The organism is Prevotella mikamonis (genome assembly GCF_055381405.1).
In genome coordinates, this window is sequence record NZ_AP035785.1 from 1,925,014 (window position 1) to 1,947,392 (window position 22,379).

Genomic DNA, 22,379 nt, shown 5'->3' on the forward strand with positions numbered 1-22,379 from the left:
ACTTACAATATTTTTTCTTCCAACCGTCGGGCTATCCACGTGACGAACCTAGCAAACAACCAAGCCGCCGGCAGGGTGATGGCAACGCACACCAGGAACGTAGGCCAATAGCTCCAACGGGCCGGAATATACACCAATATAAAGTGAAGATGAATGAGATAGGCTTCCAAACTCAATGCACCGACAAAGCTGAAGAAGCGATTGAACCACGCAGGCGTGCGACGGAAGATGCGATTCATCAGCAGGATAGAGGTGATGGTGAGCGGAATATAGAGCATACGCTCTATGAAAAGGGGGAACTGTCCGTGCAGGTTCTGCTCCATGAAGATGCTGGAGAAGAGCGTCATGGCGAACGTCAGGAGTATCATCCAGATAGAAGCACCGTCCATCGTGTCCTTTCTTCGGATACTTTCGCCCATATTGATGCCGATGAAATAGATAGGCACACGGCTCCAGAAGATTTCCAGATGGCACACGGCGGCATGGATGGGCGTCACATACTGCACCAGTACGCACCACAGAATCATCAATACGGGCAGCCAGCGATAGATGGGATGGCGGCGTATCAGTTCCATGTAAGCGGGCGTAAAGAGGTAGAGCATCATGATAGCAGGAATATACCAGAAAGTCAACTCGTCGTGCAACCAGAAGTCCCAGTTGACAGCGATGTCTCCAATGAGGTCTATCCATGCAGCTACACTGCCCCCATGAAACCGCGGAATATAATAAAGCGAGGCCGCGATGAGCCATGCCGGATAGATACGGAGGAATCGTCGCACCATGAAATGGCGTACCGAAGGGGTGCGGACCCACGAGAACCACAGCCCGACACCGCTCAGGAAGAGGAACATGTCGACCCCCACATTGCCCATTCTCCGCAATCCGAAGAACATATCCCAACGAGGCAGGCTCACATGGAAGAGGATAATGAAGAGCATGGCAGCTCCCATCAGCTCGCCACGAAACCTACTGATGTTTGAAAGTTCAATGTCTTTGAAGAGGTCGCCTTTCAATCTTGCAAATGAACCACCCGTCTTTTCGCTCATAGAATCAAGGATTAGGGATGCGTTTAAGGATTTCGCGGAAGAGCCAGGCCACGCAGATGGAGGCCACGACATAAAGCAGCAAGCCTGCATAGACATCACCCTGGTGACTGATAGGAATCAATATCTTGCGGGTCAAGGGGTGACAAATGAACAGAGCGGCACTGAGTGAACCCACCCAGGCAAAGTGGTTGAAGAGCATAGGACAACGCCCCAGCAACTTCACCAGACCGATACTGAAACTGCAAATGAACACGGGAACAAAGTACCACAGCTGATAATTGTAACCGAAAAAGACGATGAGAAGGGCCGAAAACACCAGCATCGTATCGTAAGCACGGTTAGTCAACGCGCGACCATAGCGGGCATACAGCACACCAAGGCCGAAAGGAAGCATCCCACCAATCATATTATAGCGCAAACGGTTGAGTGTTTCGCCCTCCGGGTCGCAGAAAATCTGGAGCAACCAGCATACAGCGATAGCCCCAACTGTCCACGACCAGTGTCTTCGATAGATGACAAAACGATAGAAGATGTATAATTGCAGCATCAAACCGAAGAACCAATACGGCCCAGGCCAAATGATTTTATCGGGCGATGGCAGCAGATTGTTGAACATACCCAGCTGTGCCACCACATCCACAAAGGCATAGCGATGTGCTCCGGGAGTGATTTGGTCGACCATGACAAAGGCTACAAAGCCCACTATCATCATCTTGAAAAGTTTCAGGAAATGTGTGCGCACGAAGTCATACCGCCCTCCTGCCTCCTTGACGGCATACTTCTGTTCCAATCCGTAAGCACTCAGAAAGAGGAAGACCGGCACACCGTAATGCCCGAAAAACGACAACAGATGCACCGGCAACAACCCGTCGGGATGCACCAGGACACGGCTCAACCAGTCTACATTGTGCTGGAAATACTGGTATTCGTTCTCCTGCACGATGTGCCTGAGCCAATGTGAGTAGTTGTGCATCACGATAGCGATAATGGCAAGGCCTCGTAATACAGAGCATTCTGCACGCGAAAGAAGAGGCTGACTGGCTTGTGAAGATGTCATGGGCATCAGTTTTTATGGCTTTTGCAGATAGTCCGACCGCAGCAAATCGTAGTCGGCAGTATTCTTGAGAATGCGCTTCCGACTCTCATCATACTGCGGACTCAACACATTATAGGCCGCCTGATAATACGGTGTATGGATTCCAGCGAGATAAAGCAGCAGATGCGGCAGCGCATCGGTCATATATTTGCGATTGCGGGCAGCCACTATCTCCCTGTAGATTTCCGGATGCTGATGGGCATAACGGGGCGAGCAGTAAATCCAGAAAGGTATTTCAAACTCGTATTTTGCCAATGGATAGTCGATGGCAGCACTATGGTTGCGGCATATAAAACCGCGTGTTTCCTCGTAGCATTCTTCTCCGTGGTCGGGCATATAAATCACGATGGCATCGCGATTTTCAAACCGCCGGATAATCTGGTCGACCACAGAGTCATTGTATAGCACCGCATTATCGTAGAAACTCAGCATCTTTCGTTGCCGGTCGTTCAGTTCCGGACGCTTGTTTTCATAGCTGCTGGCATAGAAATGAGTGCGATTCCGCGGGAAACGATCGCGATAACTCACGTGCTGACCTATCAGCTGAAAGATGGTCAGATTGTATTTTTTAGATTGTTGGCGCAGTCTGTCATAGTCTTTCAGCAAGTCTTCGTCGAACCGATGAAGGCTGTCGTTGCGCGTATCAAACTGCGCTTTGCTCAACACCGGATTGTTCAAGAAGAAGCCGCCACTAAAGTCATAGACCGCCTCCTTGGCCTTCGGCAGGAACTGGTTGGTGATAAACGTCACGTGATAGCCGGCTTTTCTGAACAGTTCGGGGAAGAGAGGATAGTCGCACCACTCCCCTTTTTGCCCCACCACATGAGTGGAGAAGACATTCTTGAAGACAAAACTGGTAAGATTCCAGCACGAGACCACGTCGGTAAAAGGCACTAACAATCCACTCTTCTCGCGTGCAACCTGCCGCGGTGTGGTCGGCATGAAGTAGCCGTATTGCTGCGAATGGTGTCGCCCGAAGCTCTCGCCGATAATCAACACAATCTCCGGCGAACGATACGAGCAGCTATCCACCTGCACCTTATCGGCCGAAGCGATGAGCTTGTCTATCTGCTGCGATGCCAGAGAGTTGGCATACACGCTGAATCCAAGCCGCTGTATAGGGGTGAAAAGCACCGCATGATCTTTTTCGGTAAGCGTATGCTCCACATCGCCGATGTTGCTTCCGCTCATCAGCTTCACCGTAGCCATTTTGTTGTGCGCACTCGTAATACCGCCCCATACGAGCAGGACGGCCGTCAGCAATCCCATGACGGGCGCAGCCCAAGGTATGCGCGGCAACCTCGTGGCAGGACTATTGATAAGCTCACGGACAAAGATATGCTCCACACGGCAGCTCCACCACTTACGGCAAGCCGCTACAATATGCAGCAACATCAGGAGCAACACCCACCCCACACGACTGAACAGTACGTCGGGAGAGAGTGTGGAAGTCAGGAATTCGCGCGCTTCGCGACCGTTGGTCTCGTCTACCAACAGCAGCATTGTGGGTGTAATGGTCGAGTCGTACTTTACAAAGCAGTAGGTATCTACGATAGTTACGACATACATGACGACATAGAACACCGCCCTAGTCGCCACCCTGAGCTTACGCGGAAGCAACGCCAATACCACACAGGCGGCGTAGACGTCGACCAGCATTTCCAAATAGAGGTTGTTGTAAAGCCTTGCCCCGTTCGTATCGGGCAAGGTGAGCCAAGCGCTGAGGATTCCCAGCGCATACATGAAAACAAAGAACAGCGCATTCAGACGAATCGGCAAGAAGACCACTCCGAGCATTCGACGTAGCAAGTCGGCTATTTTCATACGGCAATAATATTTAGTACAACCATCTATTCGCCCTTTCCGGCTTCGCCATCAGGCTTATTTACGGAATCTTTCGGCCTGCTGACGTATCAGCTCGACATCGTTGAAATAGTCTATACGCATAGCCTTGCGCACCTCGTCCATCGTCTGTGCTGCCACTTCGCGGGCATCTTCAGAACCTTTTTTCAGAATGTCGTAGATGGCAGGAATATCCTGCTCGAACTCACGACGGCGCACACGGATAGGCTCCAGCATCTTGTCGAGAATCTGATTCAGGAACTTCTTGCACTTCATGTCGCCCAGTCCGCCACGCGTGTAGTGATCTTTCAATTCCTGCAAATTCTTATATTCCGGCCAGAATTCAGCAAAGTCGTCGTCTGTAGAGAACGCATCGAGATAAGTAAATACGGCATTTCCCTCTACCTTTCCAGGATCGTCGACACGCAAATGGTCGGGGTCGGTGTACATCGAGCGAATTTTCTGCCATACCGTATCGGCATCATCGCTCAGATAGATGCAGTTACCCAGACTCTTACTCATCTTCTCCTTGCCATCCGTACCGGGCAAACGACGGGCCGTAGCATTCTCCGGCAGCATGATATTGGGTTCTACAAACACCTCGGCATAGGTTTGATTGAAACGACGGGCAATCTCACGCGTCACCTCCAACATCGGCTCCTGGTCTTCACCGGCAGGAATCGTCGTGGCATTGAAGGCCAGAATATCGGCTGCCTGACTCACTGGATAACAGAAAAAGCCCAAAGGTATGTTGGCCTCGAAGTTACGCATCTTGATTTCGGTCTTCACCGTAGGGTTGCGCTGAACGCGAGAAACCGTGATGAGGTTCATCAGATAGGTGGTCAGCTCGGCCAACTCAGGTATCTGGCTTTGAACATAGAGCGTACATTTATCAGGCGACAGTCCTGCCGACAGATAGTCTAATGCCACCTCTATCAGGTTCTGTCTAATCTTCTCCGGGTTATCGGCATTGTCGGTCAAGGCCTGTACGTCGGCCATAAACACAAACATACGGTCGTAGTCGCCAGCCTCTTGAAGCTGCACGCGACGGCGCAATGAACCAATATAATGACCGAGATGAAGCTTTCCCGTGGGTCGGTCGCCCGTAAGTATAATCTTTCCCATATTTTTTTACTGTATTTCTCTGTTATTTATAGCTAAACATAGCTTATCTTATGCAAAGATAACGCCAACGAATGCAATGAGAACTTGTTCTCTAATTGCTGAGTGTAGCTTATCTTATGCAAAGATACGGCTATTTAAAAGAATAGCAAAGGATATGTAATAAAAAAGGTGGATTCACTGCAAAGACCAAACAGCATCGCTGCAAAGGCCAAACAGTAATGCTGACTAAGCTTTGCAGCAACACTGCCAAGGCCTTGCAGCAAAACACATAAGAAACAAGTGATAATTTGGGGAATATCCTATAAAAGTTATATCTTTGTAGGTAACAAATCCGACAAACTTATGCCACGACCTCAACACGACGATTTTTACAGTGACATATATAATATGGTAGCACAGATACCGGCAGGGTGCGTCGTCACCTACGGCGAACTGGCACGGCTGGCCGGTTGGCCTCAGCATGCGCGCATGGTGGGCAGGGCACTCCGCGAAGCTCCTCCAGCTCTGCATCTGCCTTGCCACAGGGTAGTCAATGCAGCCGGCCGAACTGCTCCGGGATGGGCGGAACAGCCACAACTGCTGCGTGCTGAGGGCGTCGTCTTCAAACCAAATGGATGCGTAGATATGCGCGTTTCGGCCTATCAGCCCCTGTAAACAGCGCTTCCTGCCACTGCACATACAAAAAAAGAGGGTATCACTACCCTCTTTTCTTGTATTATTGAAGCAGATTCAGCTTCTGCCTAGGCTCTAGAATCTTGTACACCTTCATGGTACTTGCTTTCAGTTTAAGAGTGACAGTACCCTTGATGTTGCGACTCGAAGCACCAACCTTAAAGGCATACACACCTGCATCGGCCACCCAGGCATTCGGGTTCTCATTGAAAGAGGCCAATTCCGTCTTCTCTATCTCCATGCTCAACGTTTCCGTTTCACCGGGTTTCAGCGCACGGGTCTTGGCAAACGCCTTCAATTCCTGAGCCGGCTTGTTCACCTTACCTTTAGGTGCGGTAACGTAAACCTCGACCACCTCCTTGCCCATACGATCGCCGGTGTTCTTTACCGTCACGCTTACAACTACGCTATTGCCACGGTCTACAGCCTTCACATCGCTGTACTCGAACGATGTATAAGACAGTCCGTAGCCGAAAGGATAGGACACATTCTTATTGAAAGAGTCGAAATAGCGATAGCCTACATAGATATCTTCCTCGTAATTGGTATAGCCTACATTCTTCACGGTGCGGTATCTGCCGGCATTCCTGTCTTCAAAATTCACGGCAATACCGTCTGACGGGAAGTTCTTGGACGAAGGAACATCGCCGAAAGTTATCGGCCATGTCATAGGAAGTTTGCCTGATGGCGCTAAACGACCGCTCAGAATATCGGCCACGGAGTTGCCAAACTCCTGCCCGCACTGCCAAGGCAGCAACACTGCATCGGGAATATGTTTCCACGACGCCGACTCTATGACGCCACCAATATTCAATACCACCACGGTCTTTTTGCCTGCCTGATGGAACGCTTCGGTTACTTTCTGAATCAACTGAAGCTCGTTAGCCGTCAGATTAAAATCGGCAGCGGTACGGTCGCTCCCCTCTCCCGACAGGCGTTCGAGCGTAATCACGGCCACATCGTTGGCTTCGACGGCTTTCGACAGGTCGGCATCGGTAGGCACAGCCTCCTTGGGCAACGGCTTGTTCTGCCACCATTCATACGTCACTTTGTTGATTTCGGCCGTCTCGTCGGCTATATGCTTCTTGTAGTATTTGATAATATCGGCATCCACTACATACTGATTGTTGCGCAGCCCCTCTACCAAACTCACGGTATAGGCACGATTCACATTGCCCGAACCCGTGCCACCGGCAATGGGTTCGTAGCTGGCTACACCGTAAACGGCCACACGCTTGACACTAGAAGCAAATGGCAATACGCCCTTGTTCTCCAACAACACCGCACCTTCGGCTGCCGAGTTGCGAGTGACCTGAGCATGTGCTTTCAGGTCGGGAGCATCGCTATACTTGTAGCCTTTGAATCTCGGAGTCTTCACTATCATCTCCAGAATGCGCTTCACATTGAGATCCAGCACCTTCTCATCGAGTTTTCCACTCTTCACAGCTTCCTCTATCGTCTTGCTGTCAATGGGCTGACCAGGCTCTATAAGGTCGTTGCCGGCCTTCATATTGGCCACGCGTTCTGACTTACCATCGCGCCATACAGGGTCAGTACCGCCGAACCAGTCGGTCATGACAATGCCCTTGAATCCCCATTCATCGCGCAGCACAGTGGTCATCAAATCGTAGCGCTCAGACGCCTGAGTGCCGTTCACGCCGTTATACGAAGACATCACCGTCCAGGGCTGTGCCTTCTTGATGGCTATCTCAAAATTCTTCAGATACAGTTCGCGCGCCGCACGCTGGCTCACACGAGCATCATTACCCAGGCGGGCAGTCTCCTGATTGTTGAAAGCATAGTGCTTGATGCTCGTACCTACGCCTTGGCTCTGCACACCCAGAATGTAGGCAGCCGCGATATGGCCCGACAAGACGGGGTCTTCGGAGTAATATTCAAAGTTACGACCACACAGTGGGTTGCGGTGAAGGCACACGCCGGGCGCCAAAAGCACATCGGCCCCATACTCCAAGACCTCGTTGCCGATGGCTGTGCCCACCTGCTTCACGAGGTCAGTATTCCACGAACTGGACAGACATGTACCTATCGGGAAGTGTGTGCAATAATATGTTTTGCTGTCGAAATCGCGTTTGGGGTCGATACGCAGGCCGGCCGGACCATCGGCCAGTACCGCAGGTGTGATGCCCAAACGCGGAATGGCACAGGTAGTACCGGCTGCACCAGGTACAAGTTTGGCCGACTGACCCAGATTGCTGTTCACTTGCCCGGCATTGGAACCCACCACTATGAGGGCCTTTTCTTCCAAAGTCATGGACTTGACGATTTCGTCGATGTTGTCAGCATGCAGCTGTGGAGCTTGCTGTGCTGCCATATTTGCAGAGCATGCAAGGGTTGCGCAAAGAGCTGTCATTTTTCTCATGCCAGATTATTTGTTTGATTGTTTAGATAGTTTTAAGTACGTTCTGCCACCTACACAGGCACACAGATTTCTGACAAAGATACGACTTTTCCTCTTATAGGATAATTGCAGGATGTAAAAAAAGAGTTAAAATCGGCTATTACCTCTTATATATGCTGCCAATGATTTTCCACTCTGTTTACTGCAAGGGCTCGGCAGCAACACTGCAAGGCCCAAACAGCAATGCTGCAAAGCCGAGACAGCACTGCTGCCAAGCCCTTGCAGTTTTTTAAGTTTGAAGAGTCTGAGTCGGCAACTGGGCAAAAGACGCCACAGAGAAAGGAAACAGCACAAAAAAGGCGCACCTTTGCAGGCACGCCCTTCATTATCTGATGGTCTGGTTTACTTTCCCTGAACCAGCGACATGGTATCGCGGGCAATCACAATCTCTTCATCCGTCGGGATGACGCAGACGGTAACCTTGCTGTCGGGAGTAGAGATAATGGCCTCTTTGCCACGCACATTGTTGGCTTTGGCATCCATCTTGACGCCCAGAAATTCCAATCCCGAACAAGACTGCAAGCGAGTACCGACCTGATTCTCGCCCACGCCGGCCGTCCATACGATGATGTCGACACCACCCATAGCGGCTGCATAAGCACCGATATATTTCTTGATACGGTAGTCGTACATCTTCAGCGCCAGCTGAGCACGCTCATGCCCTTCCTTGGCAGCGCTTTCTATCTCGCGCATATCGCTGGAGATACCAGTGATACCAAGCACACCGCTCTCCTTATTCAAGAAGTCGGCCATCTCTTGCGGCTTCTTGCCGAGCTTATCCATGAGATAGGTTACAGCCGAAGGATCAATGTCGCCGGAGCGCGAACCCATCATCACACCGGCCAAAGGAGTAAGTCCCATAGAGGTGTCTACGCATTCACCGTATTTCACAGCGGTTACACTTGCACCGTTACCGATGTGGCATGTGATGATTTTCTGAGTCTTGATATCGCGTCCCAGGAAGTCGCACACGCGCTGAGATACATAGCGATGACTTGTTCCGTGGAAACCATAACGACGTACATGATACTTCTCATAGAGTTCGTAAGGCACGCCATAGAGGTAAGCATAGTCGGGCATGGTAGAATGGAACGCGTTGTCGAAGACACACACCTGTGGTGTTCCGGGCATCAAGGCGTCTACCGCACGGAGTCCACGCAGGTGTCCGGCATTGTGAACGGGCGCCAGGTCGCACAGTTCTTCGATTCCCTCTTCCACTTTCTCGTCTACAATGACGCTCTGGCAGAACTTATCTCCACCCTGCACGATGCGGTGTCCGACGGCATCAATCTCCTTCAAATCCTTGATAGCACCTATTTCCGGGTCGAGCAAGCATTTGAACACGAAGTTCACACCTTCCTTATGGTCGGGCATGTCGTGCATAATTTTCTTCTTCTCACCGTTAGGCAACGTCACTTTAATGAAAGCCTCGTCGAGACCGATACGCTCTACACCACCCTGAGCCAATACAGACTCGTTGTCCATATTGTATAACTTGTACTTGATGGAAGAACTACCGCAGTTCAATACTAAGATATTCATATATTCTGTTTTTATTTGATTTAACGAGACTTAACGGCATCTTGCGCCTGACAGGCAGTGATGGCTACCATGTAATAGATGTCGTCTACAGAGCAGCCACGGCTCAAATCGTTCACCGGACGGGCTATACCTTGCAGGATTGGACCGATGGCGATGGCGTTACCAAGACGCTGGACTAGCTTGTAACCAATGTTTCCCACTTCCAGATTGGGTACTACGAGCACGTTGGCATTACCAGCAATCGCACTTCCGGGAGCTTTCTTCTGGCCTACGGCAGGAACCAGAGCGGCATCGGCCTGCAACTCTCCGTCGACTTTCAGCTCCGGACAACGCTGCTTGACCAGGCGTGTTGCCTCTACAACCTTGTCTACCACTTCGTGCTTGGCACTGCCCTTGGTAGAGAAACTCAACATAGCCACGCGCGCTTCTTCAAATCCTGCCACGCTCTGAGCGGTCGCTGCGGTGCATACAGCAATCTGCGCAAGCTGGTCGGCATCGGGCATTGGCGTCACAGCTACGTCGCCCATGACGATTACGCCGTCTTCTCCGTACTGCTTCTGGTCTGTCACGAGCAGCATAGCACCACTCACACAGGTGATACCGGGAGCACACTTGATAATCTGGAGAGCAGGGCGCAAGGTGTCACCCGTCGTACTCAACGCTCCGGAAATCTGTCCGTCTGCCCCTTCGGTCTTGATAATCATACAACCAAGATACAGAGGATTCTTCACCAACTCGCGTGCCTGCTCGATGGTCATGCCCTTCTTCTTGCGCAGCTCAGCCAGCAATGCAGCATATTCCTCGCTCTTGGGATTGTTCAACGGGTCGATGATGGTAGCCTTATCTATATTGGTCAGGTCCCATGCCTCGGCTAGTTTATGTATTTCATTGGGGTTGCCAATGAGGATGATGTTCGCGATGTCGTCGGCCAAAACACGGTCGGCTGCTCTCAAGGTGCGCTCTTCGGTGGCCTCAGGAAGCACAATACGTTGCTTATCAGACTTTGCTCTGGCAACGATTTCTTGTAGTAAATCCATAGTTTTGTGATATGATATTCTATAAATATGTTCTGGGAAGTGACTCCACACAGCCCGTTTTGTCACTCCCACTTTGCAAAATTAACAAAAAAATATGACACTGTATTTGTCCGTCGGATAAAAAAATATAATTTTGTAAGAACAAAACTATCATTTAGAATACATGTTAAAATTCAAAGCTCTGACTACAGCTGACAAGGAAGTCATTCAGGATTACACCCTCTGGGGAGAACGCCAGAACTGCGACCTGTCGTTTGCCAACATCTTCAGCTGGCGATTTCTATACAATACAGAATGGACTATCCTGGACGATTTTCTCGTCTTCAGATTCTATACAGGCCAACACCTGGCCTACATGATGCCGATTCCGCACCCCAAGACCACTGCCGACGGAAGCCGGAAGGTAGAAATATGCGATGAATGCTCGGCCAACGTGATTCGCGAAATACGCAACGATTCCATCGCTATGGGCCATCCTTTCCTGATGCTAGGGGTGTGTAACTTCTGCGTAGACATCATCGAGAGCGCCTTTCCCGACACATTCAGCATCACACCCGACCGCGATTACTCCGACTATATCTATCTGCGCACGAAGCTGACAACGCTATCCGGCAAGAAGTTACAGAGCAAACGAAACCATATCAACAAGTTCAAGAGCCTCTATCCCAACTACGAATACCGCCCACTCACAACCGACATGATACCTGAATGCCAACGACTGGCGGGCGAATGGAGAGCCGGGCAGGAGGATGATACCGAAGGACACAGCATCTACAGTGAGATGCGCTCGATGACAAGAGCCTTCGACCATTGGGACGAACTGGGACTGACGGGTGGCACGATATGGGTAGACGGCAAGCTGATAGCCTTTACCTACGGAAACCCCATCAACCAAACGACATTCGACGTGTGCGTAGAAAAGGCCGACACCAGCTACGAAGGAGCTTTCAGCATCATCAACCAAGAGTTTGCCAAACACATCCCGGAGCAGTATGTCTACATCAATCGTGAGGAAGACATGGGCGACGAGGGATTACGAAAGGCCAAGCTGAGCTACAAACCGGATATCCTACTGGAGAAGAATGTCATCATGGAGAAACGTCCGCTGGCACAGTTTGAAGATCAAAACCGCATCAAGGAAGAAGTGAAAAAGCTGTGGAAAGACACTTTCCACGACTCCGACGCATTCATCAATCTCTATTTCGACCGCGTATATCGTCCCGAATACAACATCTGCTGTCAACTCGACTACCACGTTTCGGCTGCCCTGCAAACCTTACCTTATCCGCTTTTGTATCATGGCACGGAGGTAAAGACGGCCTATATCAGCGGAGTGAGCGTACAGGAAGAGGCGCGCAAGCAGAACATCGGCAGCAACCTGATGGCCCAAGCCCACTTCAGCCTGTTCCATCACGACGTGGTCTTTGCCGCATTGATACCGGCCGAACCATGGCTCTACGACTGGTATGGCAAGCAAGGCTATGCCCGTTGCATCACGTGTATGCCCAACCCGGCTGACGCCGCCACCGTGCCGTTTGCCGAATACGACAAGCGCCAGCGCGAGCGCACGTGTACATTACTACATAACGAGGAACAACTGGCCGTGGTACAGGAAGACATCAGACTGGCCAGAGAAGATTATCGCCCGGCCACAGAAACCATTCCCGCCATGCTGCGCATCATCAATGCCAAGTCGGCATTGCAACTCTGGGCCGTCCAACATCCCGACGCTGTATGCTCCATCCGCGTGAAACACGACCGCGACATCCCCATGAATAATGCCTACTACATGATAGAAAAAGGAAAGGTGAGAAAAACAGATGAACCCGATGCAAATGCAAAAATCATGAGTATGGCCCAACTGGCAGAGTTTATCTTTGTCGATGAAATGGCCCAAATGGAACTAATGCTCAACTAGGAAACCGAGAGTATCTTTACATCTCCTGTGTCAAGATACTCTCCAATTCCTCTGCCGAGAGACGAAGGTGGAACTTCCCCTTATTAGCCACGGAGATACGACCCGTCTCTTCAGACACAACGACGGCAATCGCATCGCTGCTCTGCGAGATACCCATAGCCGCCCGATGGCGTAAGCCCAATTCTTTCGGGATATTCAAATCGTGGGAAACGGGCAGAATACAACCTGCCGCCTTGATGCGTTTCTTCGATATAATCATAGCCCCATCGTGTAATGGCGAGTTTTTGAAGAATATATTTTCTATCAACTGCTGGTTGATATTCGCATCAATCTCGTCGCCTGTCGCCACAATATCATCAAGTGGTGCGCCACGCTCTATCACCATCAGTGCGCCCACTTTGCCACGCGACATACTCATACAGGCCAAAACTATCGGAATAATCGACTCCTTATCTACTTTACCCTCGTCTCTATTGGTAAAAAAACTCGTGATTCTCTTGAACCGCTGGTGCGCTCCAAGGGTATAAAGAAACTTGCGTATCTCCTCCTGAAAGAGCACGATGAGTCCGATAACGCCCACACTCACAAGTTTGTTGAGGATAGCTCCGAGCAGACGCATTTCCAACACCTGGCTCACAAAGAGCCACACAAGCACGAACACCATGATTCCGATGAACACGTTCAGCGAACGGCTCTCCTTCATCAAGCGGTAGATATAATAAAGTATCAGTGCTACCAGAAAGATGTCGATAACATCTTTTATTCCAAAGTCAAAGGGCATAAGGCATATTTAATTCATTGACGATTTTTACCGATTCCATCGCTGCTTTCACATCGTGTACCCGTAAGATGGCAGCACCTTTCATCAGAGAAACCGTATTCAGTACGGTCGTGCCGTTGAGCGAAGTCATCGGAGTGCCACCTATCAGTTTATAGATCATTGATTTGCGCGAGATGCCCACCAAAATCGGCAGTTCCAGCACCTGCAATTTCTCTGCTTCGCGCATCAATTCATAATTCTGTTGCAGTGTTTTCCCAAACCCGTAACCAGGGTCAAGGATAATATCTTTCACCCCCAAGTCGCGCAATTCCTGCAACTCATCGGCAAAAGCGATGAGCATTTCCTTCAGAGTGGGCTTCACAGACATCAGGATATAGGGCACTTTCAGCTCTCCAATGGTGGCAGACATGCTCTCATCTTCATAGATAGGCTGGTTCACGATGCCCGTCAACCCACCTTCCGACACATCATTGATGATGTCAGCTCCCCACTCTTCTATACACCGGCGTGCCACACGCGGACGATAGGTGTCTACCGATATAGGCAGTTCGGGACATTCACGACGCACGATTTCCAAGGCAAACTGCAATCGCCGAGCTTCCTCCTCTTCGCTTACTTCCGATGCACCAGGGCGTGTAGAGAAAGCCCCGACATCCACGATAGAAGCGCCCTCTTCTGCTATTTGCTGCACTCGCTGAGCTATCTCCGCCTCTGTCTGTTTCCTACTTCCTTCGAAGAAAGAGTCGGGCGTAATGTTCACGATGCCCATCACTTTCGGCGTCGAAAGGTCCATCAGTCGACCACGTACATTGATTGTATAATTCATGCAAGCTTACTTATATAACGACAAAAGTAAGAAAAAAGCGCGAAAGCAACAAAAATAATTCACTGCAAAGGCTCTTCAGCAATGCTGCAAGGCCCAAACAGCAACGCTGCAAAGGCCAAACAGCAACACTGCCAGAGCCTTGCAGTAATTCGCTTCCAATCCCTTCCCCGGCTACTGGGCATACTGAGACATCTGCAACTTGACCGTTTCGCATCTCCAGGTCTTCACTTTCCATATCAGACGCTGCATGCACTGGCGGTATTCGGCAGGATAATAGAGCGCAAGCGAATACAATTTGCCACTCCGTTGGATGCCATGCACATAATAACGGTAGTCTTTCGATTCCTCCAGCTCACCCTCACGGATATATTCCAAGTGCCGTTGATCGTCGGCATCAGACACCCTGCTCTCCAAAACTACGTTCATTCCGTGGGCGTGATAACCGAAAGCCACTGCCCCGTCCACACGCTCTTCGCGCACAAAGAACGAGGGATAAAGAAAGGTGTAGCAATAGGCCGAATCCACAAATTTAGCCCATTTCACCGCATTCATACCCTCGCGAAAAGCCTGAGGAAAGGGTCTTCTGTCCCCCACGGGCATAAGTCTCTCTATCAAGAAACACACACCGACAAACACAACCAGGATAAACAGTATCTTCCTCATACGCAGAAACACGTTAAATCCACAATGGTATATCACTTCAAGATACCGGCATCGGTCTCCTTGTTCTGCAAAGTACGCTGCACATCCCTATACTTCTGACCGCGCGAGAGCCGCCATGTGAAATTCAGACTCACCATATTCCCCTGATGTCTGTAGCGGGTCGTTATGTATTTCTGGATGAGACTGCTCCTCACTTCGCTTTTCAGACTCCGCGGATGGGCTTGAAAAGGATTATTCCAATGAAGCGATATGCTTCCATTCCTGATTCGGTAAGTAGCTTGAATGCTGCTGGCAGAGCCTGAGATGCCAACCCCTTCTCCTTCCATCCAGCCCCATCCGTTGTCAAAAAGCCCCATCAACGTCCACTTACCAAGATAAGCCTGCACCGAAGCACCGTAAGAATAGGAGGTGTAGGTATGCGTATAGGCGTCGCCACGATTCCAGAACCGATTGATACCGCCGTTCATGGAGACGATGAGTTTTTCGGGTATCACATCATATCGTCCCGTTGCCTGAACGACCAGAAAGCTGACGCCACGCTGATTGCGCTGCGTCTGGATAAACAGATTATCATTCGTGCGCTCATAGACCACCATGTTGGAATGTGGCACAAGACGATAAGTACCCACCAGATTTGCCGTGAGTCTTGGCGTTTGATACGTGAAACGGGCCTGGTGTTCACGCAAACGCGCCGGTTGAAGATTAGGATTTCCCACCAGCCACTCCATGCTGTTCTGACGAATACGGACATCACTGGTCAAGGCTATGCGCGACACATGCTTATAGGTATCAAAGGTGTAGGACAAATACAGTCGGTCTGTCATCGGATAGCCAAGCGAGAGCTTGGGCCTGAACATCCAAAACCTATCGCGGAAACTATCTTGCCGACAACGGCTTTGGGTTATCCCCACATCGGCCTTATAGCGCAGACGCCCCCAACTGCCTGCTATCTCACCGTAGACATCGCCACTTGATGTATGGATATGATTCAGCGATTCCACATTCCCCGAATATTGATTGGCCGTATATTTCAGGGAATAATGCGCACCAAGCGAAAAGGTGAAAGGCTGAAGCCGATGCTCATAGACCGCCTCGCTCAGCAGGGAATAGGTCTTCCCATCGACCGAATAGCGATAGTCTTCCCCCTCGTCGTCGGTCTGTTTCCAATACGTATCAATCAACGTACCCACAACATTCAGGGTCAGTTCCTGTCGCTTTCCCAACGCCCGATAGAAGTAAAGGTCTAGAGAAGGACTGGACGAGGTCTCCCTGTTCGAGCTATGCGAGAGCGTATAATCAGTTCCATCCTGCAACTCACGGGTCATGGAATTCTTGGGAATACGCGAGAATTGGCCATTCAACGAAGCTTGGAAGACATAAGAGGAAGAGTCTGCCAGCGTGTATTTCAACTGAACACCGTGATTAAGACTACTCATTTTGCCGTCCACATTGCGCCTGGTAATGGAGCGAACCGTCTGGTCGGCCAGATGGTAAAAAGACTGTTCATCGTAGTCAGAAGCCGAACGGCTGACATAACCTGAATTGTAAGACACACCAAACTCGCTGTTCCCACGATTCAGTTGTCCATAGACCGTATTGTGTCCGTACAGTGCCGTCAGCGAGTTCAGCCCATTGAAGCCCACGGTATAGCCACTGACGGCGCGCAGCGTGTGGATATGAACCACGTAGGCAACGTCTGTACCATATCTCAGACCAGGATTCTCGATGAAATCGACCGATTTTACACTTTGAGGAGATAGCGACAACATATCTTCCACAGATGCACTCCGATTGTTGATTAGCACCTGTACCATACCCTTGTTTCCCAAAGCCGTAATAGAATTTGTCACTTCATCAACACGCAGATTGGGCAGGGAGAGCTTGTTGAGCAAGCTATAACCCGAAGTAGAAGCAGCCTTCTGCTTGTCAGACGGAATCAACTTTCGCCCATCCGGACGGATTATCACACGGGAAGCCCGAACCTCTATGCCGTCAAGGTCGACGGTCTTCTCGTCTTGTGCCGGCACTTCAGCACTACAAAATAATAAGATAAGCAATAATACTGTTTGTTTCATCTTTGCAGATTTTAAGTTGATTTGCTGCAAAAATAGAAACTTCAGGAATACAAACTAAAAGAAAGTAGCTGACAATTATCTGACAACTCACTTCTACCGAAGATTATGATTTCTCCTTAAGCCGATAATGCGAGCCGCGTTCCGACACAATACTCAGATTCGTATGCTGCTCTATCGCCGTCTTCAGTCGGCGTATCAGCGTATAAAGCGTCTCACTGGGGTCGTCCTTCTTTGGCCAGAAAGCATCGCAAATGGCTTGTTTAGAGAGGCTTCTGCCATTGTCGGCCAGGAACATCTGCATGAGCTGATGCTGCATCGGAGTGAAATGCAGGGGCTGACGCCGAGCATCATAAAAGATATTCCGGTTGGAGGAATAAGATAAAGTACCCACGGTTACAAGTTTTTCCTGCTGATACTTCCTATTGGTATAAAGCGAAAAAGCCAACCAACTTATCGCCAACAACGAAAACAAGAGGGACAACCGTTGGTCGGACAAGGCAAAGATAGTGGCCACGGAGCAGTTGGCATAAGCCCTCAAATGCACGTTACCGCCTTTTTCGCGCCATTTCATCGAGTCGCTGCAAGCCATATCGCCCTTGTCTTCGCGGGTACAATAAGTGACGTAGGCACGCTTACGGAGCGGTTTGATAGTCAGGAAACTACGGTAGATACGAATCGTATCGGGAGTGATTTCGTCTCCGGCCTGCTGCCTCAACGTCTTTTCCAGGGCTTGATTCAAGTCTGAAACAATACGGTCTCTCGTCATTCTGTAACTCCCTATACTCGACCAGACAGAAGCAAGTATAAAGAATACAAATATCAATATGGATACGTGTGGCTTCATCATAGACTTGTCATTTGTGCAAATATACAGAAAATAAAGGAAGCTGGAAAATGACCGGCAACGCAAAACCGCTCAAGCCTTGTCCTTATAAATCACGTTGTTTGCTCCACTCGTGATTTTCAGGGCTTCCGGATGCTCCTTGATAAAGCTGTCGATATGGCGTACCCGCTTCTCTTCCAATATCTCGTCGACGGCTATCAGGATACCCGTTTCCTCCACATCACCAAATCCGTAGTTGATAGCCGTACCGAATAGCTTCATCGTCGGGCTGAGATTCATATAGGCATTCACCAAGGGCGGAATGTTGTAGCCCAACTTTCTTATTTCCCGATTCAAGATTCTATAGTCTTCACGGAAGTCGGTTGCCGTGAAGATAGATTCCAATTCTTCGTCATCAGTCTCTATTTTCAGCGGTTTCATCGGCAGAATCAGACGGTCTTTATCATCGAAATGCTTTTTCAGGAAGTAGAGTATCATGTCGCGACCACGACGGATGTAAGACGGATACATCGTCATCTTGCCGAAGAAATACTTCAGCTTGGGATTGATAACCGTCAAAGCTCCCAATCCATCCCAAAGATTATCAAGTGCAAAAATGGATTTTGAATTTGTGCGTACGTTCTGGTATTCCAGCGAAACAAACGAACGCCCCAACTCAACAGTATAAGGCATGTAGTTTTTCATGAACTCATCGGAGAAATGGAACATGTGACTTGTGGCCAAAGCCGGCTGCCCGTCGGCGTTCAGTTTCCAGTCAGAGCCGTACTGATAACGGTATCCTCCGATAATCTCGTCGGCATCGGGATTCCATACTATCAACTGTTTGTAGCAGTTGTCGCCCTCGTCGAACTCGTCGATATCCATCGACTTGCCTGTTCCACCCCCTGCACTACGGAAAGCAATTTCACGCAAACGCCCGATCTCGCGCATCACGTTTGGAGAGTCGTTGCCCGTAACAATGTAGATTTCATTGTGACTCTTGTTGGTCATGCGGAGCTGCTTGTCGGGCGTCAGTTCGCTTTTGAGCAACTCTCTACTGACTGGCTGGATAATCTCTTCTTCCATTTGCTCTTATTTGGTCTTTATTATAATTCATACACACGGTCTTCAACGAATTTCGCCCATTCCATCGAAGATTTGCTCTTATCAAAAGTTTGCCAGGGAATAGGTTTCCCGATGGCTACGCGGAAAGTCTTATGCACGTTCTTGTACATCTCATCAACCAAGAACAGCATGGCTACGTTGAATTTCAATCCGAGCGATTTGCAGATATTGGCAATACGATAGAACTTCTCTGAATTTTGCCCACCGAAATGGATAGGCACTACATCGCGCTGATATTCCACGCTCTTTGAGATGAAAGTCTTTTTCCAAGGAATATCGCGTATTTGCCCATCTGTCTTGCGACTGCAAAGTCCTGCCGGGAACATCAGCATATGGTTGTCGCTCTGAAAACCAGCTTCCACCATCGCAGGGAAGTTGCGACCCTGGCCTCCGGTCTTGTTAATACCGATGCTCACAGGTTTCAATCCGGGCAGATTGAGCAACAAGTCGTTCACCAAATAGCGAAAACGCCCATCGTAGTGTCGGCCGATGATAGAGCCTAATGCCACTCCGTCGGCACCTCCCAAGGGATGATTGGACACGAAAGTGTAGAGTTTTCCATCGTTCTTGTCGGGCAGATTCTCCATGCCTACGATATCGAGCGTCATGTCAAGATAGCGCACACACTCCTCAAGCCAGTCAGTACCCACCTTATCCCGGCTTTCCCAGAGATAACGGTTCACCTCGTCTTGATGGACAACATGCTTGAGCCACGACACGACAAAACTGGGAACATAGCGAGCCTTTGCTCCCATCTTGCTTTTCAGAATATCATCAATGTCGATTGTATTCTCTATACTTTCACTCATTCAACTAACACTAACTACATGCAAAAATAACATAAGTTTTTTAATTAAGTTACATCCTGACGGTTTTTTATTGTATTTTTTTGACGATTGAAATATATATTTCAAAACCATGTACGGCAAAATCCCTCCACTCGACATCCACTTGCCATCCCAACCACTCGTTCATCAAAAAACTGCAAGGCTTCGGCAGTATCGCTGCAAGACCCGAACAGCAATGCTGCAAAGGCCAAACAGCAACGCTGCCGAGGCCTTGCAGTTTTTTAGTTTTAGAATTTTGAACGAACGAACTGGCTAAAATGTCCTCACAAATCATACAAACGACTGATACAAAGGACGTTATACCAATATAAGAGCTAAACATATTCATCTTGCCCTGGAGATTCAGACCACTCCCTATGCTACGATGTCGAAGACCTCAAAAAGACAAGCCGATTCCGTTTAAATCAAAAAATAAGGGTTTTAAAAAGATTTGTGGGGGAAAGTGGAGGATAATGGGGAATTTTATGTATCTTTGAAGCGAAATTTCATATTATATAAGAACGCATGCGCTTTTTAGGTAACATCGAGGCCAAAACCGACGCCAAAGGCAGGGCATTTCTGCCGGCTACATTCCGCAAGGTGCTCCAAGCATCGGGCGAGGAATGCCTCATCATGCGCAAAGACGTATTCCAGCCCTGCCTGGTGTTGTATCCGCAATCGGTCTGGGACACCCAGCTCGACTTCCTACGCCAACGCCTGAACCGCTGGAACGCGAAAGACCAACAAATCTTCAGACAGTTTGTATCAGATGTAGAGATACTGACACTCGACGGAAACGGGCGCTTCCTGATTCCGAAACGCTACCTGAAACTGGCCGGTATCGAGCAGGAAATCAAGTTCATAGGCATGGACGACACCATTGAGATATGGAGTCGGCACACCGATGACAAGCCTTTCATGGACAGCGAAGAGTTTGGAAAAGCACTGGAAGCAATGGGGACGGGAGAATAGACAACCGAAGCCCTGCCCCCCACATCCATCAACATCCCTAATCCCAAGGAGAGAAAGAAAAAAGATAAAGACCGCAGACATGGCAAAGACCAAATATCACCAGACGAGAACCAAGGCGAATAACGACGCTCTGCCACAAGGAGAGCGACGGGAAGAGGTGTCGTACCACACTCCCGTATTGCTCCATCCCAGCATTGACGGACTGAATATCCATGCCGGCGGAATATATGTCGATGTCACGTTCGGGGGTGGCGGCCATAGCCGGGAGATACTCGCGCAACTGCCACAAGATGCTCATTTATACAGCTTCGACCAGGACGCCGACGCCGAGCAGAACATCTATCAGGCTGAAAGTGAGGACGGGACACAGGAGACAAGATTCACCGATGAGCCGCGATTCACTTTTGTACGATCGAACTTCAGATATTTGAAAAACTGGATGCGCTATTATGGCGTAGAGCATATAGACGGACTGCTGGCCGACCTAGGCGTGTCGAGCCATCATTTCGACGACGAGACACGCGGTTTCTCGTTCCGTTTCGACGGGCCACTCGACATGCGCATGAACAAACGGGCCGGCACGACGGCCGCAGACATCGTCAACGATTATCCGGAAGAGAAGCTGGCCGACATATTCTATCTGTATGGCGAATTGAAAAACTCTTATCGTATCGCCTCGGCCATCGTCAAAAGCAGGGCCACCAAGCGCATCGAGACCACACAGGAATTCCTCGCCGTGATGGAACCACTGTTCAAGCGCGAACGCGAGAAGAAAGACATGGCGCGCCTGTTCCAGGCATTGCGTATCGAAGTGAACCACGAGATGGATGCGCTCAAGGAGATGCTGACGGCCGCCAGCGAACTGCTCTGCCAAGGCGGCAGACTCTCGGTCATCACCTACCACAGCCTGGAAGACCGCATCGTGAAGAACTTTATGAAGACAGGCAACGTGGAAGGAAAGGTGGTACAGGACTTCTTCGGGCGGATAGAAACACCTTTGACCCTGGTCAACAACAAAGTGATAGTACCCGACAACGACGAACAGACGGCTAATCCACGCAGCCGCAGTGCCAAACTAAGAATCGCAGCAAAGAAATGAACAAGACCGAACAAGACATAGATATCAAGAAGAAAGAAGAGGTAAAAAGCATCCCTTCCAAGGCTACCGGCACGAAAAGTGAGGACGCAGAGCATGACACTGCGGGCTTGTCGCTGAAAGAAACCATCGAGGAGCAGGCCACAGAAGGCGAAGCCCCCCACTCTTCCGACTTCACGCTGCGCAAGATTCTGGGTGGAGACATACTCAACACGCAGGCCATCCGCCGCCAGATAGGCGTGTTTCTGCTCATCACGTTCTTTGCCATCGTATATACGGCCAATCGCTACAGTGTGCAGAAAGACCTCATAGAGATAGACCGCCTGAACAAGACATTGCAGGATACGAAGTACAAAGCCTTGTCGAGCAGCAGTAACCTGACAGAGCTTTGCCGCGAGAGTCATGTGCTTGAAATGCTCAAGAACAGCAACGACAGCACCCTGAAGATAGCCAATCAACCGCCATATATTATCAATGTGCCCGACGGGAAATAA

The 22,379-nt window shown here is 49.8% G+C and carries 19 protein-coding genes; 5 read left to right on the forward strand and 14 right to left on the reverse strand.

Features of this window, described 5'->3' with window-relative positions; all coding sequences use genetic code 11:
- Nucleotides 1-2: 2 nt before the first annotated feature.
- The 4 genes from ACZ42L_RS08150 to trpS are packed head-to-tail and all read right to left on the reverse strand — an operon-like array spanning nucleotide 3 to nucleotide 5,109.
- A complete protein-coding gene (locus ACZ42L_RS08150) occupies nucleotides 3-1,046 on the reverse strand; it encodes an acyltransferase family protein (RefSeq protein WP_464715788.1) in 1,044 nt (347 codons plus the stop codon).
- 4 nt (nucleotides 1,047-1,050) lie between these two features.
- A complete protein-coding gene (locus tag ACZ42L_RS08155; RefSeq protein WP_464715789.1) occupies nucleotides 1,051-2,103 on the reverse strand; it encodes an acyltransferase family protein in 1,053 nt (350 codons plus the stop codon).
- A 12-nt stretch (nucleotides 2,104-2,115) separates the two neighbouring features.
- Nucleotides 2,116-3,966 (reverse strand): phosphoethanolamine transferase, encoded by a 1,851-nt coding sequence (locus ACZ42L_RS08160; RefSeq protein ID WP_464715790.1) that lies wholly within the window; start codon nucleotides 3,964-3,966, stop codon nucleotides 2,116-2,118.
- A 57-nt stretch (nucleotides 3,967-4,023) separates the two neighbouring features.
- Nucleotides 4,024-5,109, reverse strand: a complete 1,086-nt coding sequence (gene trpS / locus ACZ42L_RS08165) for a tryptophan--tRNA ligase (RefSeq protein WP_464702362.1) — start codon at nucleotides 5,107-5,109, stop codon at nucleotides 4,024-4,026.
- 342 nt (nucleotides 5,110-5,451) lie between these two features.
- On the opposite strand from trpS, the gene ACZ42L_RS08170 reads away from it, so the two are divergent.
- Nucleotides 5,452-5,763 (forward strand): MGMT family protein, encoded by a 312-nt coding sequence (locus ACZ42L_RS08170; protein WP_464698073.1) that lies wholly within the window; start codon nucleotides 5,452-5,454, stop codon nucleotides 5,761-5,763.
- 61 nt (nucleotides 5,764-5,824) lie between these two features.
- Here ACZ42L_RS08170 and ACZ42L_RS08175 read toward each other — a convergent pair whose 3' ends face one another.
- The 3 genes from ACZ42L_RS08175 to pta form a co-directional block, all read right to left on the reverse strand.
- Nucleotides 5,825-8,161: a glycoside hydrolase family 3 C-terminal domain-containing protein gene (locus tag ACZ42L_RS08175; RefSeq protein ID WP_464715791.1), complete on the reverse strand. Its 2,337-nt coding sequence runs from the start codon at nucleotides 8,159-8,161 to the stop codon at nucleotides 5,825-5,827.
- A gap of 381 nt (nucleotides 8,162-8,542) precedes the next feature.
- Complete coding sequence (locus ACZ42L_RS08180) at nucleotides 8,543-9,742, reverse strand: acetate kinase (RefSeq protein WP_464715792.1); 1,200 nt, start codon at nucleotides 9,740-9,742, stop codon at nucleotides 8,543-8,545.
- A gap of 20 nt (nucleotides 9,743-9,762) precedes the next feature.
- Complete coding sequence (pta, locus tag ACZ42L_RS08185; RefSeq protein WP_464698079.1) at nucleotides 9,763-10,779, reverse strand: phosphate acetyltransferase; 1,017 nt, start codon at nucleotides 10,777-10,779, stop codon at nucleotides 9,763-9,765.
- Nucleotides 10,780-10,942: 163 nt separating this feature from the next.
- On the opposite strand from pta, the gene ACZ42L_RS08190 reads away from it, so the two are divergent.
- Entirely contained in the window at nucleotides 10,943-12,697 is a 1,755-nt protein-coding gene (locus ACZ42L_RS08190; protein WP_464715793.1) for a GNAT family N-acetyltransferase, read from the forward strand.
- A gap of 16 nt (nucleotides 12,698-12,713) precedes the next feature.
- On the opposite strand, the gene cdaA is transcribed toward ACZ42L_RS08190, so the two are convergent.
- From cdaA to ACZ42L_RS08225, 7 genes are all read right to left on the reverse strand, one after another.
- Nucleotides 12,714-13,478: a diadenylate cyclase CdaA gene (gene cdaA / locus ACZ42L_RS08195; protein ID WP_464715794.1), complete on the reverse strand. Its 765-nt coding sequence runs from the start codon at nucleotides 13,476-13,478 to the stop codon at nucleotides 12,714-12,716.
- Nucleotides 13,468-14,304, reverse strand: a complete 837-nt coding sequence (gene folP, locus ACZ42L_RS08200; protein WP_464715795.1) for a dihydropteroate synthase — start codon at nucleotides 14,302-14,304, stop codon at nucleotides 13,468-13,470. The genes cdaA and folP overlap by 11 nt, the downstream gene beginning before the upstream one ends.
- Nucleotides 14,305-14,475: 171 nt before the next feature.
- Complete coding sequence (locus tag ACZ42L_RS08205) at nucleotides 14,476-14,967, reverse strand: hypothetical protein (protein WP_464715796.1); 492 nt, start codon at nucleotides 14,965-14,967, stop codon at nucleotides 14,476-14,478.
- Between the two features lie 32 nt (nucleotides 14,968-14,999).
- Nucleotides 15,000-17,042 (reverse strand): TonB-dependent receptor, encoded by a 2,043-nt coding sequence (locus ACZ42L_RS08210; protein ID WP_464715797.1) that lies wholly within the window; start codon nucleotides 17,040-17,042, stop codon nucleotides 15,000-15,002.
- A 103-nt stretch (nucleotides 17,043-17,145) separates the two neighbouring features.
- A complete protein-coding gene (locus tag ACZ42L_RS08215) occupies nucleotides 17,146-17,808 on the reverse strand; it encodes a winged helix-turn-helix domain-containing protein (protein ID WP_464698089.1) in 663 nt (220 codons plus the stop codon).
- A gap of 150 nt (nucleotides 17,809-17,958) precedes the next feature.
- Nucleotides 17,959-18,951, reverse strand: a complete 993-nt coding sequence (locus ACZ42L_RS08220) for a GNAT family N-acetyltransferase (protein WP_464698091.1) — start codon at nucleotides 18,949-18,951, stop codon at nucleotides 17,959-17,961.
- Between the two features lie 20 nt (nucleotides 18,952-18,971).
- Nucleotides 18,972-19,799, reverse strand: a complete 828-nt coding sequence (locus ACZ42L_RS08225) for a glycerol acyltransferase (RefSeq protein ID WP_464698093.1) — start codon at nucleotides 19,797-19,799, stop codon at nucleotides 18,972-18,974.
- Between the two features lie 543 nt (nucleotides 19,800-20,342).
- On the opposite strand from ACZ42L_RS08225, the gene mraZ reads away from it, so the two are divergent.
- From mraZ to ACZ42L_RS08240, 3 genes are all read left to right on the forward strand, one after another.
- The gene (gene mraZ, locus ACZ42L_RS08230; protein WP_464698095.1) at nucleotides 20,343-20,789 is read left to right on the forward strand and encodes a division/cell wall cluster transcriptional repressor MraZ; all 447 of its coding nucleotides are present in this window, start codon (nucleotides 20,343-20,345) and stop codon (nucleotides 20,787-20,789) included.
- Nucleotides 20,790-20,868: 79 nt separating this feature from the next.
- A complete protein-coding gene (gene rsmH, locus ACZ42L_RS08235) occupies nucleotides 20,869-21,888 on the forward strand; it encodes a 16S rRNA (cytosine(1402)-N(4))-methyltransferase RsmH (RefSeq protein WP_464698096.1) in 1,020 nt (339 codons plus the stop codon).
- Nucleotides 21,885-22,379, forward strand: coding sequence for an FtsL-like putative cell division protein (locus ACZ42L_RS08240; protein ID WP_464698097.1), 495 nt, complete (start codon nucleotides 21,885-21,887; stop codon nucleotides 22,377-22,379). Before rsmH ends, ACZ42L_RS08240 begins: the two co-directional genes overlap by 4 nt.

Excerpts from the sequence above, each read along its gene's own strand:
- ACZ42L_RS08210 (WP_464715797.1), bottom strand. The coding sequence starts at position 17,042 with ATGAAACAAACAGTATTATTGCTTATCTTATTATTTTGTAGTGCTGAA.
- mraZ (WP_464698095.1), top strand. The coding sequence starts at position 20,343 with ATGCGCTTTTTAGGTAACATCGAGGCCAAAACCGACGCCAAAGGCAGG.
- ACZ42L_RS08205 (WP_464715796.1), bottom strand. The coding sequence starts at position 14,967 with ATGAGGAAGATACTGTTTATCCTGGTTGTGTTTGTCGGTGTGTGTTTC.
- ACZ42L_RS08180 (WP_464715792.1), bottom strand. The coding sequence starts at position 9,742 with ATGAATATCTTAGTATTGAACTGCGGTAGTTCTTCCATCAAGTACAAG.
- ACZ42L_RS08160 (WP_464715790.1), bottom strand. The coding sequence starts at position 3,966 with ATGAAAATAGCCGACTTGCTACGTCGAATGCTCGGAGTGGTCTTCTTG.
- trpS (WP_464702362.1), bottom strand. The coding sequence starts at position 5,109 with ATGGGAAAGATTATACTTACGGGCGACCGACCCACGGGAAAGCTTCAT.
- cdaA (WP_464715794.1), bottom strand. The coding sequence starts at position 13,478 with ATGCCCTTTGACTTTGGAATAAAAGATGTTATCGACATCTTTCTGGTA.
- ACZ42L_RS08175 (WP_464715791.1), bottom strand. The coding sequence starts at position 8,161 with ATGAGAAAAATGACAGCTCTTTGCGCAACCCTTGCATGCTCTGCAAAT.
- ACZ42L_RS08155 (WP_464715789.1), bottom strand. The coding sequence starts at position 2,103 with ATGACATCTTCACAAGCCAGTCAGCCTCTTCTTTCGCGTGCAGAATGC.
- ACZ42L_RS08225 (WP_464698093.1), bottom strand. The coding sequence starts at position 19,799 with ATGAGTGAAAGTATAGAGAATACAATCGACATTGATGATATTCTGAAA.
- rsmH (WP_464698096.1), top strand. The coding sequence starts at position 20,869 with ATGGCAAAGACCAAATATCACCAGACGAGAACCAAGGCGAATAACGAC.
- ACZ42L_RS08215 (WP_464698089.1), bottom strand. The coding sequence starts at position 17,808 with ATGACGAGAGACCGTATTGTTTCAGACTTGAATCAAGCCCTGGAAAAG.
- ACZ42L_RS08240 (WP_464698097.1), top strand. The coding sequence starts at position 21,885 with ATGAACAAGACCGAACAAGACATAGATATCAAGAAGAAAGAAGAGGTA.
- ACZ42L_RS08190 (WP_464715793.1), top strand. The coding sequence starts at position 10,943 with ATGTTAAAATTCAAAGCTCTGACTACAGCTGACAAGGAAGTCATTCAG.
- ACZ42L_RS08170 (WP_464698073.1), top strand. The coding sequence starts at position 5,452 with ATGCCACGACCTCAACACGACGATTTTTACAGTGACATATATAATATG.
- pta (WP_464698079.1), bottom strand. The coding sequence starts at position 10,779 with ATGGATTTACTACAAGAAATCGTTGCCAGAGCAAAGTCTGATAAGCAA.
- ACZ42L_RS08150 (WP_464715788.1), bottom strand. The coding sequence starts at position 1,046 with ATGAGCGAAAAGACGGGTGGTTCATTTGCAAGATTGAAAGGCGACCTC.
- ACZ42L_RS08220 (WP_464698091.1), bottom strand. The coding sequence starts at position 18,951 with ATGGAAGAAGAGATTATCCAGCCAGTCAGTAGAGAGTTGCTCAAAAGC.
- folP (WP_464715795.1), bottom strand. The coding sequence starts at position 14,304 with ATGAATTATACAATCAATGTACGTGGTCGACTGATGGACCTTTCGACG.